At 30.2% G+C, this 12,055-nt stretch carries 10 protein-coding genes; 8 read left to right on the forward strand and 2 right to left on the reverse strand.

What is annotated here, in order from left to right; all coding sequences use genetic code 11:
- Nucleotides 1-2 precede the first annotated feature (2 nt).
- A complete protein-coding gene (fbp, locus tag B5464_RS08630; RefSeq protein ID WP_077810985.1) occupies nucleotides 3-1,013 on the reverse strand; it encodes a class 1 fructose-bisphosphatase in 1,011 nt (336 codons plus the stop codon).
- A 211-nt stretch (nucleotides 1,014-1,224) separates the two neighbouring features.
- Here fbp and B5464_RS08635 point away from each other — a divergent pair, with 211 nt between their 5' ends.
- The 8 genes from B5464_RS08635 to dnaG all read left to right on the forward strand — a co-directional run bounded on the left by B5464_RS08635 (nucleotide 1,225) and on the right by dnaG (nucleotide 10,930).
- Complete coding sequence (locus B5464_RS08635; protein ID WP_079738040.1) at nucleotides 1,225-1,704, forward strand: GNAT family N-acetyltransferase; 480 nt, start codon at nucleotides 1,225-1,227, stop codon at nucleotides 1,702-1,704.
- A gap of 2 nt (nucleotides 1,705-1,706) precedes the next feature.
- Entirely contained in the window at nucleotides 1,707-2,960 is a 1,254-nt protein-coding gene (locus tag B5464_RS08640; RefSeq protein WP_079738041.1) for an aspartate kinase, read from the forward strand.
- Between the two features lie 53 nt (nucleotides 2,961-3,013).
- Nucleotides 3,014-4,822: a lysophospholipid acyltransferase family protein gene (locus tag B5464_RS08645; RefSeq protein ID WP_079738042.1), complete on the forward strand. Its 1,809-nt coding sequence runs from the start codon at nucleotides 3,014-3,016 to the stop codon at nucleotides 4,820-4,822.
- A gap of 85 nt (nucleotides 4,823-4,907) precedes the next feature.
- On the forward strand, nucleotides 4,908-5,258 hold the full coding sequence (locus tag B5464_RS08650) for a phage holin family protein (protein ID WP_079738043.1): 351 nt from the start codon (nucleotides 4,908-4,910) through the stop codon (nucleotides 5,256-5,258).
- Between the two features lie 125 nt (nucleotides 5,259-5,383).
- Nucleotides 5,384-6,706, forward strand: a complete 1,323-nt coding sequence (tig, locus tag B5464_RS08655; RefSeq protein ID WP_079738044.1) for a trigger factor — start codon at nucleotides 5,384-5,386, stop codon at nucleotides 6,704-6,706.
- A gap of 167 nt (nucleotides 6,707-6,873) precedes the next feature.
- Entirely contained in the window at nucleotides 6,874-7,536 is a 663-nt protein-coding gene (clpP, locus tag B5464_RS08660; RefSeq protein ID WP_077810991.1) for an ATP-dependent Clp endopeptidase proteolytic subunit ClpP, read from the forward strand.
- A 42-nt stretch (nucleotides 7,537-7,578) separates the two neighbouring features.
- Nucleotides 7,579-8,817, forward strand: a complete 1,239-nt coding sequence (gene clpX, locus B5464_RS08665) for an ATP-dependent Clp protease ATP-binding subunit ClpX (RefSeq protein WP_079738045.1) — start codon at nucleotides 7,579-7,581, stop codon at nucleotides 8,815-8,817.
- A 109-nt stretch (nucleotides 8,818-8,926) separates the two neighbouring features.
- Nucleotides 8,927-10,930, forward strand: coding sequence for a DNA primase (dnaG, locus tag B5464_RS08670; protein ID WP_079738046.1), 2,004 nt, complete (start codon nucleotides 8,927-8,929; stop codon nucleotides 10,928-10,930).
- Between the two features lie 284 nt (nucleotides 10,931-11,214).
- On the opposite strand, the gene nadE is transcribed toward dnaG, so the two are convergent.
- Entirely contained in the window at nucleotides 11,215-12,003 is a 789-nt protein-coding gene (nadE, locus tag B5464_RS08675) for an NAD(+) synthase (protein WP_079738047.1), read from the reverse strand.
- Between the last annotated feature and the right edge of the window lie 52 nt (nucleotides 12,004-12,055).

Raw genomic sequence — 12,055 nt, forward strand, 5'->3', positions numbered from 1 at the left:
ATTTATTCGCCGTATTTCTGCATAAATTCCTCTAATTTGTTTACCATATTTTTACTTCCACAAACAAAAGGTACTCTTTGGTGTAATTCTGTTGGTTCTACTTCCATGGTTCTAGTGTAACCGTCAGAAGCATAGCCATTTGCTTGTTCCGCTAAAAAAGCCATAGGATTACATTCGTAAAGTAAGCGTAATTTTCCGTTCGGATTTCTAGAACCTTTTGGGTACATGTAAATACCTCCTTTTATCATATTTCTATGAAAATCTGAAACCAAAGAACCGATATATCTACTTGTGTAAGGTCTTTCTCCTTCTTCTTCTTGACAGTATTTTATATATTTTTTTACACCTTCTGGAAAATCGAAATAATTTCCTTCGTTAACAGAATAGATGTTTCCATCTTCTGGAAACGTCATATTTGGGTGCGATAAATAAAATGTACCAATTGCTGGGTTTAATGTAAAACCATTTACACCATCTCCGGTTGTATAAACTAGCATTGTAGATGTACCATAAACCACGTAACCAGCTGCAACTTGCTCAACACCTTTTTGTAAAAAATCTTCTAGTTGTACTGGGCTTCCTGTTGGTGTAACTCTTCTGTAAATAGAAAAAATTGTTCCTACAGAAACGTTTACATCAATATTAGAAGAGCCATCTAAAGGGTCTATTAATACAACATATTTATTTTGATTGTTCTCGTCGATACTATTTATAGAGATAAAACTGTCTTCTTCTTCACTGGCAATGCCACAAACAATATTTCTTCTAGTTAGTGTTTGTATAAATTTATCATTTGCATAAACATCTAATTTTTGTTGATCTTCACCTTGAATGTTTGTATCTCCGTGAGCACCAATAATATCTACCAAACCAGCTTTATTTACTTCGTGATTTACAACTTTTGCAGCTAATCTAATTGAGTTTAATAAACTAGATAGTTCGCCAGAACTGTATTTAAAAGCGTGCTGATTTTCAATAATAAATTCTCCTAAAGTCTGTTTTTTTGGTAACATGTTGTTGTGTATAGTTAATGTTACAAAGATGCTAAAATTTAGACAACTACACCGTTTTCGTACAGCTTTTTTTTGGTAAAAATCTTACTTGTTTTTTGCATATTAACTATTTATTATTTTAAAATTTAAACAAATCGAAAATAACTGTGCAAAATATTTAATTATTTTTAAGCGAAAACGAAAGGACTATCTTTGACAAAAAATTAGAAACATGGACTTTAAAATAAGATTAGGACAAGAAGGAGACATGCAAGCTGTATTAGATTTAATTACAGAATTGGCTGTTTTTGAAAAAGAACCAGATGCAGTAGAGATAACTGTAGAAGATTTAATTAATGATGGTTTTTCTAAAGATCCTAAATTTAAGATTTATGTGGCAGAACAAGAAAATACTATCATCGGTATTGCGTTGTTTTACGAACGATATTCTACTTGGAAAGGAAGAACAATACATTTAGAAGATTTGATTGTAACTAAAAGCAAGCAAAAAATAGGCGCAGGTAAAGCACTTTATAAAGCAGTTTTAAAATATGCGTTTGATAATAATTTTAATAGAGTTGCTTGGGAAGTAATTGATTGGAACAAAAATGCCATCGATTTCTACAAAAGCACAGGTGCTACTTATTTAAATGATTGGTCTGTAGTACAAATGAACAAAGAAAATTTAGCAAAATTTATTCAAAATAATTAGTAATGAAGATTTTTAAATTTGGAGGAGCTTCTGTAAAAGATGCCGCAAGTGTAAAAAATATAACAAGTATTTTACAAAACGAAGGAACAGAAAATACATTAGTGGTAATTTCTGCAATGGGTAAGATTACAAATGCTTTTGAAGAGGTTATAGAAGCTTACTATAATAAAACAGATAAATTATCTGAAAACTTAGGAGTTATAGAAGATTTTCATAAAAATTTAATGTCTGATTTATTTGATAAAGATGATGCTATTTTTAAAGAAATAGACATTTTATTAGGTGAGTTAAGTTGGTTTTTAGCCAGAAATACATCACAAAGGTATAATTATGTGTACGATCAAATTATTTGTTTCGGAGAGCTTTTATCAACAAAAATTGTAAGTGCTTATCTAACAAAAGTTGGAATTCAGAATAATTGGTTTGACGTTAGAAATTATATTAAAACAGATAGTAATTATAGAGATGCTAAAGTAGATTGGACTTTGACGCAACAAATTATTACTGAAAAAGTAGATGCTACCAAATTAAACATAACACAAGGTTTTATAGCCGCAAATGATACCGAAAACACAACAACTTTAGGTAGAGAAGGTTCTGATTATACTGCAGGAATTTTTGCTTATTGTTTAAATGCAGAAAATGTAACTATCTGGAAAGATGTACCAGGAGTTTTAAATGCCGACCCAAGAGTTTTTGAAGAAACAACTTTGTTAAAACAAATTTCTTATGAAGAAGCTATAGAAATGGCATTTTATGGTGCATCTGTAATTCATCCAAAAACATTACAGCCATTAGAAAGAAAAGAAATTCCGTTATTGGTGCGTTCTTTTGTAAACCCTAAAGAAGCTGGAACCAGAATTTCTAAAGGATCTAATTTAGAACCATTAATACCATGTTTTATTGTTAAGAAAGATCAGATTTTAGTTTCTATTTCGGCATTAGATTTTTCTTTTATGGTAGAAAATAACATTAGTTATATATTTAAGAAATTACACGATTATCAATTAAAAGTTAATTTAATACAAAACTCTGCAATTAGTTTTTCTGTTTGTATTGATAATAAATTTAAAGGCTTCGAGGCGTTTTACAATGAACTTAAAAACGAGTTTAAAATTGATGTTCAAAAAGGCGTAGATTTATTTACCGTGCGTCATTTTGATGATAAAGCCGTTGCAAGTATAGAAGAAAAAGGATCCTCTTTATTAACACAGGTAAACAAAGAGACTATACAAATTGTTTTGGCAACAAATTAATAAGACAATATCTGTTTTTTTAGTATGTTTGCAGTTCGCTTTAATTATAATTTATGGCATTAGTAACATCTAAAGAAATTGCGCAAGTAATTGGTTTACAAAAATTTGGCTTTTTAGGAACTTTTATTGGTTGGATTCTGTTAAGAATTCTGCGCATTTCTGCTATCAATAAAATCTACGATAAGAACAAAAATAAATCTGATTTAGATTTTTTAAACGGAATTTTAGATGATTGTAATATAAAATTCGAAATTCCGGAAGAGGATTTAAAACGTATACCTAAAGATGGGCCGTTTATAACTGTTTCAAATCATCCTTTAGGCGGTATTGATGGTGTTTTACTATTAAAACTATTAATCGAAAAAAGAGCAGATTACAAAATTATCGCTAATTTTTTATTGCATCGAGTAGAGCCATTAAAACCTTACGTAATGCCTGTTAATCCTTTTGAAACTAGAAAGGATGCAAAATCTAGCGTTGCCGGAATTAAAAGTGCTTTATTGCATTTAAAAGAAGGAAAGCCATTGGGGATTTTTCCTGCAGGAGAAGTTTCTACCTACAAAGATGGTAAGTTAAATGTAGATAAACCATGGGAAGAAGGTGCTGTTAGATTGATTAAAAAAGCAAACGTACCAGTTATTCCGATTTATTTTCATGCAAAAAATAGTAGATTATTTTACTTTCTATCTAAAATATCTGATACGCTAAGAACAGCAAAATTACCTTCGGAAGTAATGAATCAAGGTGGTAGAGTTGTAAAAGTTAGAATAGGAAAACCGATTTCTGTAAAAGATCAAAACGAGTTTAAAGAAATACCAGCGTTTTATGAATTTATAAGGAAGAAAACCTACATGTTGGCGAACCCTTTTGAAAAAGCGCACAAGTTAATTTCTGCACAGAATATCAAAATTAAAAAGCCAGCAAAAAAAATAACAGCACAAAGAAGCACAGATCTTTTTGTAAAAGAAGTAAATGCTATTAGAGATAATGGCGGTAGATTATTAGAAAGTAAAAACTACGAAGTGTTTTTTGCAAGTGCAAAAGAAATACCTAATTTGTTACATGAAATTGGTAGATTACGCGAAATAACTTTTAGAGCTGTTGGTGAAGGAACAAATAAATCTATCGACTTAGATAAATATGATAGGTATTATCATCACTTAATTTTATGGGATAGAGAAGCAAATGTTTTGGTTGGCGCATATAGAATGGGTCTTGGTAAAGAAATTTATAAAAAGTACGGAATTAACGGTTTTTACGTTCAGACCTTATTTAGAGTAGAGCCAGAACTGCATCAAATGATGGAAAATACCATCGAAATGGGTAGAGCTTTTATTATTGGCGAATATCAGCAAAAACCAATGCCGTTATTTTTATTATGGAAAGGAATTGTACATGTTACCTTGCGTCATCCAGAGTATAAATATTTAATGGGCGGAGTTTCTATTAGCAATCAGTTTTCAGATTTTTCAAAATCGTTAATGATAGAGTTTATGAAATCTCATTATTACGATCCTTACATTGCACAATATATTTATCCGAAGAAAGAATACAAGGTTAAATTAAAAGATGGTGATAAAGATTTTGTTTTTGATGCAACAAAATCTGATATGCAAAAATTTGATAAAATTATAGATGAGATAGAACCAGGTGCTTTAAGAATACCTGTTTTAATTAAAAAGTATGTTAAGCAAAATGCACGTTTGGTTGCTTTTAATGTAGATCCTAAGTTTAATAATGCTGTAGATGGTTTAATGTATATTAAGGTTTCTGATATTCCAGAAAGTACTGTAAAGCCTGTAATGGAAGAGTTTCAGGCAGAATTAGAAAGAAAAGCTACAGAGTTGCAAAAAAGTAAATAAGTATAAATTTTACTTTTTACTGACAAAAAAGCAGTCTTTTACATTTGGTATAGTTTTCGCTATTTTGATAATATAAAATCATTAGATGAAAACATTTTTAAAAATTTTACTAACCGCTTTAGCTGTAATAGTGCTAGCAAATATTTTACCAGGAGTAGAGGTTTCTGGTTACGTGTCTGCAATAATAGTAGCCGCAGTTATTGCGTTGTTAAATATGGTGGTTAGACCATTGTTAATTTTCTTTACTTTACCGGCCACACTTGTAACTTTTGGCTTGTTTATTTTTGTAATTAACGCCATAATAATTTTACTTGCAGATAAGTTAGTGTCTGGTTTTGCTGTTTCTGGGTTCTTTTCGGCCTTGTTATTCAGTATTTTACTATCCATTTTTAGATCGGCATTATTTTCTTTATTAAAAGACAACAATAAAAATTAATACATAATAAGTTATAGAGGTAATTTTAATTTTTTTCTACTGAAATAGAAGTACTTAAATACTTGTTAAGTAAAAAAAAATAATTAATTTTGCACTCGATTTTTTCAAGATAAAAGAACAAATAAATGAATATTACAAAAGAAAACATAGATGCGTTAAACGCAGTTGTAAAAGTTGATATTGTTGCAGAAGATTATCAGGCAAAAGTAGATAATATCTTATCAGATTACCGTAAAAAAGCAGATGTTCCTGGTTTTAGAAAAGGACACGTGCCAATGGGTATGATAAAAAAGCAATATGGTCAATCTATTATGGTAGATGAGGTTAACAAGCTTTTACAAGAATCTTTAAATAAATTCTTAACAGAAGAAAAGTTAGATATTTTAGGTAATCCTTTACCAAGAGTACAAGACGATTTCAACTGGGATGCAGAAACTTTTTCTTTTGAATTCGAATTAGGTTTAGCACCAGAATTTGATGTTGATTTAAAATCTAAGAAAAAGATTAATCAATACAACATTGTTGCAACAGAAGATTTATTAGATGAAGAGGTAAAAAACATTCAGACTAGATATGGTAAAATGTCTACGTTAGAAGAAGCAACAGAGCACTCTAATGTAACTGGTACTTTTGTAAACGAAGAAAAAGGAATCGAAAAAAAGAGTACTTTCTTAGTAAACGATCTTAAAGGAAAGAAAAACGAAAAGAAAGTTATAGGTGCTAAAGTTGGTGATGTAATCGAATTAGAAACTAAAAAATTATTCGAAGACAACAATAAGTTGCAACATATTTTAGGTGTTTCTGCAGATGAAATTAAAGATTTAGATATTAAAGTAACTTTAACTGTAGAAGAAATTACTAAAACAGAACCAGCAGATTTAGACAAAGAATTGTTTGATAAATTGTTTGCAGACGGTAGTGTTTCTTCTGTAACAGAATTAAGAGAAAAAATTAAAGAAGACGCAGAAAAACAATTCTTACAACAGTCAGATCAACATTTATTAAATTCTGTAATAGAGCACTTAATCGAAAATACTAAATTCGATTTACCAGCAGATTTCTTAAAGAAATGGTTAGCAACTGCAGGTGAAAAACCTTTAACAGAAGAAGAAGCTGCAGCAGAATACGAAAAATCAGAAAAAGGTTTACGTTATCAATTAATCGAAGGTAAGATTATGAAAGATAACGACATTAAATTAGACTATGCAGAATTGGTAGACTATGCAAAAGGATTTATCCGTACGCAAATGGCTCAATTTGGTAACATGAATCCAGAAGAAAAAGAATTGGATGAAATTGCTGGTAGAATTTTACAAAACCAAGAAGAAGCACAAAAATTACAAACACAATTAATTAGTCAGAAATTGTTAGCTTTTTATAAAGAAAACATGACTTTTAAGACAAAAGAACTTTCTTACGAAGAGTTTGTAAAAGAAGCATACAAATAATAGCTTATACCTCATTTGAATCTTACTTTAAGATTTAAATTATAGCATAATTATATACAAAAAACCTGAATTATTTTATTCGGGTTTTTTTAGCAACTAACGCAAAGCAAAAGAGTAAGAAATAGTTCTTATATTTACAGTATTAAACTTAAAACAAAATCACGAAAATGGATTACGGAAAAGAGTTCGAAAAATACGCAACAAAACACCACGGAATAAGCAGTACAAATTATACAAAAATTACAAGTAGTTTAACTCCATATATCATGGAAGAACGCCAAATGAATATTACTCAAATGGATGTTTTTTCTCGTTTAATGATGGATAGAATTATCTTTTTAGGAACTGGTATTAATGATCAAGTTGCAAATATTATACAAGCACAATTATTATTTTTAGAAAGTGTAGACGCTAATAAAGATATTTCAATTTATATAAACTCACCAGGTGGAGGTGTTTATGCAGGTTTAGGTATTTATGATACAATGCAGTTTATAAAACCAGATGTTGCTACAATTTGTACAGGTATGGCAGCTTCTATGGGAGCCGTTTTAATGTGTGCAGGTCAAGAAGGTAAACGTTCTGCGTTACCTCATTCTAGAATTATGATTCATCAACCTTTAGGTGGTGCTCAAGGGCAAGCATCTGATATTGAGATTACTGCAAGAGAAATCTTAAAATTAAAAGACGAATTGTATGCAATTATTGCAAACCATTCTGGACAAACAATTGAAAAAGTTCACAACGATTCTGATAGAGATTATTGGATGAAAGCGGATGAAGCGAAAGCTTACGGAATGATTGATGAAGTTTTAGCAAGAAAAGTATAAAGAATTTCAGCTTATTTTTAAGCTGAATCAAAAGCTGATATAATGTCGAAAGAAGAAAACTTAGAGTGTTCGTTTTGCGGACGAAAAAAAGCAGAAACAGACTTGTTAATTGCAGGTATGGATGCGCACATTTGTGATAAATGTATAGAACAAGCTCATGGTATTGTAGAAGAAGAAATTACTGAAGCAAAATCTAGCGGACTTTCTAAAGATTTAACATTAAAAAAACCTTTAGAAATTAAACAGTTTTTAGATCAATATATAATTGGTCAAGATGAAACTAAACGTTCTATGTCTGTTGCGGTTTATAATCACTACAAAAGATTATTACAAACCAAAGATGATGAAGATGAGGTAGAAATAGAAAAATCTAATATTGTTTTAGTAGGAGAAACCGGTACAGGTAAAACATTGGTTGCAAAAACAATTGCCAAAATGTTAAATGTTCCATTTTCTATAGTAGATGCAACAGTTTTAACGCAAGCGGGTTATGTTGGTGAAGATGTAGAAAGTATTTTAAGTAGACTATTGCAAGCGGCAGATTACGATGTAGATAAAGCCCAAAGAGGTATCGTTTTTATTGATGAAATAGATAAAATTGCTAGAAAAGGTGATAATCCATCAATTACAAGAGATGTTTCTGGGGAAGGGGTACAACAAGCATTACTTAAATTATTAGAAGGTACAGTTGTAAATGTAGCGCCAAAAGGAGGTAGAAAACATCCGGAGCAAAAATTTATAGAAGTAAATACTAAAGAAATTTTATTTATTGCTGGTGGAGCTTTTTCTGGAATAGAAAGAATAATTAGCAAGCGTTTAAATATGCAAGCTGTTGGTTTTGGAGCTTCTTTAGATGAAGACAAAGTAGATGAAGAAAACTTATTACAATACATTATTCCTTCAGATTTAAAATCTTTTGGTTTAATACCAGAAATTATTGGTCGTTTACCGGTATTAAGTTATATGAATCCTTTAGATGCAAAAACGTTAAGAGCAATTTTAACTGAGCCAAAAAACTCTATCATTAAGCAATATTCTAAGCTTTTTACGATGGATGATGTATCTTTTACAATAGAAGAAGATGCCTTAAATTACATTGTAGAAAAGGCTGTGGAGTATAAATTAGGTGCTAGAGGATTACGTTCTTTATGTGAAGCTATCTTTACAGATGCAATGTTTGAGTTACCAAGTTCAGACGATAAAGAATTTAATGTTACAAAAGAGTACGCAGAAGCAAAATTGACAAATACAACATTAAAAAAGTTAAGAGCAGCTTCTTAAAAAATATTGTTTTAGACTTAAGATCTCACAAGTTATTTTAAACTTGTGAGATCTCTTTTTTATAAGAATAACTTCTTATTATATTTGTTACACTAATTAATTAAAAGAAATGATTTCTAGAAGTACCATAGACCGCGTTTTTGAATCTGCAAGAGTAGAAGAGGTTATTGGTGAGTTTGTTCAGCTAAAAAAATCAGGAAGTAATTTTAAAGGATTAAGTCCGTTTGTAGATGAAAAATCACCATCTTTTATGGTTTCTCCTGTAAAGCAAATCTGGAAAGATTTTTCTACTGGAAAAGGAGGAAATGCTATATCATTTTTAATGGAACACGAGCATTACTCGTATCCAGAAGCTATTAAATGGCTCGCAAAAAAATATAATATAGAAATTGAAGAAACTGAGCAAACATCAGAAGAAAAAGCTCAGATGAACGAAAGAGAAAGTATGTTTATGGTATCTACTTATGCCAAAGATTACTTTCATGATATCATATTAAATACTAATAAAGGGAAAGCTATTGGGCTTTCTTATTTTAAAGAAAGAGGTTTTAGAGATGATACGATAAAAACTTTTGAACTTGGTTATTGTTTAGACGAGTGGGATGGTTTTACAAAAGCAGCTTTAAAAAAAGGATATGATCTTAAATATTTAGCTTCTACAGGTTTAACTATTGTTAAAGAAACAAAACAATTCGATAGATTTAAAGGTCGTGTTATGTTTCCTATACACTCTATGTCTGGTAGAATTTTAGGTTTTGGTGGTAGAATTTTAACTGCGGATAAAAAAGCAGCTAAATATTTAAATTCACCAGAAAGCGATATTTATCACAAGAGTAAAATTTTATATGGCCTTTATCAAGCAAAAAAAGAAATTGCAAAGCAAGATAATTGTTACTTGGTAGAAGGTTATACAGATGTAATATCATTTCATCAATCTGGTGTAGAAAATGTAGTTGCGTCTTCTGGTACAGCGTTAACACCAGATCAAATAAGACTTGTAAATAGACTTACAAAAAATATTACCGTTCTTTTTGATGGTGATGCGGCAGGAATTAGAGCTTCTATAAGAGGTATAGATTTAATTCTAGAACAAGGTATGAATGTAAAAGTTGTACAGTTTCCAGATGGAGAAGATCCAGATAGTTTTGCAAAATCGCATTCAACGACAGAATTAAAAGCTTATTTAGAAGAATCGTCTAAAGATTTTATAGAGTTTAAAGTTTCTTTGCTGTTAAAAGAATCTAATAACGATCCTGTAAAAAAGGCGGGTGTAATTAGAGATATTGTAACAAGTATTTCTAAAATTCCAGATGGTATTCAACGCGAAGTTTATGTGCAAGAGTGTGCTCGAATTATGGATATTTCTGAGCGTGTGCTTTTTAGTGAATTAGCGCAATTATTAAAAAAAGGAATTCAAGACAGAAATAAGATAAATAGAAAACAAAACAATTCTCAGCAAGATCCCAACGAACCACCAGCAGAATATTTTGCAAATAAAGAAAAGGCTCCTATGGGCTTGGTTAAAGGTAAAACTGCTGCAGAAAAGATAGACCAACTTTCTATTTTAGAAAAAGAAATTATTAGAATCTTACTTTTATTTGGAAATGAAGAAGCTGAATTCTTAGAAGAAATTGAGAATGAGGATGAAGAGGGTAGAATAACTGTAACACAAAGAAAATATAATAATAATGTTTCTGCAGAAATATATTTGCATCTACAAGAAGACGAAACAGAGTTTACAAATGTTATTTTTCAAGAAATTTATACAGAAGTTATTTATCAATTAAATCAGTATGAAAAACTAGAAATAGATGCGTTGGTGAACCATAAAAACTCAGACATTTCTTCTACTGTTACATCTATTATTATGGATGAGGAAAAGCATCAATTAAGTGATTGGGAAGGTCAAAATATTGAAGTTAAAGGTGCTTTAGACATTTTACCGAAATTAGTAAGTGATGCTGTTTTTAATTTAAGACGAGTTTTAATTGGGAAGAAAATAGAAGACTTGATAAAAGAAGGAAGTCAAGATGCCGCTATAGATTTAGAGACAATAAAAAGCTATACGGGTCTAAAAATAAGGTTGTTCGAAAAGTTAAATAGAGTTGTTTAAAGTTATTAAATTGTAAAATTGGGTGTTTTCCCCTACTAAGGTATCATTTTTCAGAATAGAATTTTTGTATATTGCACGTGCTAAAGAAAAATAATTTATTATGAAAAGAGTATTACAACTATTAAAAATTGTTCAACTTTTTATTCTTCTTCCATTCGAAATCTCTAAAGGTTCTAAAAGACGAGCGTATATGAGAATTAAAAAAATGATGATTGCGGCAAATCTGCTGTAATTTTTACCCTAAAATGCAAAAAAAATCCCGCAATTTAATTACGGGATTTTTTTTATTTCAAATTTTCTGGAATTTCACATACTGGTATTGGTACCATTTTGTGCTGATTAATTCTGTTTAACCTTTCATATATTTTAAAAACCTCTTTTTGTCTTCCTGTAAAATCATCTTCATTTTTTTGTAGATCTTGCATTTTCATGGCCCATTCTAATTCATCATAAGAAGCCCCAATTTGATCTTCATCGGTTCTGCTATCTCCAAACAAGCCATCTGTAGGTTGCGCTTTTTGAATCGATTCTGGTACATTTAGATAAGCTGCTAAATCATAGACTTCAGATTTCATTAAATCTGCAATAGGACTTAAATCTACGCCTCCATCACCATATTTAGTATAGAAACCAACACCAAAATCTTCAACTTTATTTCCTGTTCCGGCAACTAAATAACTGTGTAAACCTGCAAAATAATATAAAGTAGTCATTCGCAACCTTGCTCTGGTATTTGCTAAAGTTAAATCTAGTTTAGCAGAACTTTCTGCGTTGGGTACAACTTTTTTAAAATCTTCAAAAGTAGATGTTAAATTCACTCTAACTTCAGAAACATTAGAAAATTTTTCTTTTAATTGTTTAATATGTTCTTCGGCTCTAGAAACCTGACTTTCTGCTTGGTGTATTGGCATTTCTACGCATAAAGTTGGTAAGCCGGTTTTAGCACAAAGTGTAGATGTCAAAGCAGAATCAATTCCGCCAGAAACACCAACAACAAAACCTTTTACACCAGCTTTTTCAGCATAACTTTTTAACCAAGAAATAATATGAATTGCTACTTTTTCTGTATTCATTAGATAAACTATTTTAGTATTTTTAACGTTTATAATTCTATTAGCAATATAC

The sequence above is a fragment of the Polaribacter sp. KT 15 genome (assembly GCF_900143115.1).
GTDB lineage: Bacteria > Bacteroidota > Bacteroidia > Flavobacteriales > Flavobacteriaceae > Polaribacter > Polaribacter marinaquae.

Excerpts from the sequence above, each read along its gene's own strand:
- nadE (WP_079738047.1), bottom strand. The coding sequence starts at position 12,003 with ATGAATACAGAAAAAGTAGCAATTCATATTATTTCTTGGTTAAAAAGT.
- tig (WP_079738044.1), top strand. The coding sequence starts at position 5,384 with ATGAATATTACAAAAGAAAACATAGATGCGTTAAACGCAGTTGTAAAA.
- B5464_RS08640 (WP_079738041.1), top strand. The coding sequence starts at position 1,707 with ATGAAGATTTTTAAATTTGGAGGAGCTTCTGTAAAAGATGCCGCAAGT.
- B5464_RS08635 (WP_079738040.1), top strand. The coding sequence starts at position 1,225 with ATGGACTTTAAAATAAGATTAGGACAAGAAGGAGACATGCAAGCTGTA.
- B5464_RS08650 (WP_079738043.1), top strand. The coding sequence starts at position 4,908 with ATGAAAACATTTTTAAAAATTTTACTAACCGCTTTAGCTGTAATAGTG.
- B5464_RS08645 (WP_079738042.1), top strand. The coding sequence starts at position 3,014 with ATGGCATTAGTAACATCTAAAGAAATTGCGCAAGTAATTGGTTTACAA.
- dnaG (WP_079738046.1), top strand. The coding sequence starts at position 8,927 with ATGATTTCTAGAAGTACCATAGACCGCGTTTTTGAATCTGCAAGAGTA.
- clpP (WP_077810991.1), top strand. The coding sequence starts at position 6,874 with ATGGATTACGGAAAAGAGTTCGAAAAATACGCAACAAAACACCACGGA.
- fbp (WP_077810985.1), bottom strand. The coding sequence starts at position 1,013 with ATGTTACCAAAAAAACAGACTTTAGGAGAATTTATTATTGAAAATCAG.
- clpX (WP_079738045.1), top strand. The coding sequence starts at position 7,579 with ATGTCGAAAGAAGAAAACTTAGAGTGTTCGTTTTGCGGACGAAAAAAA.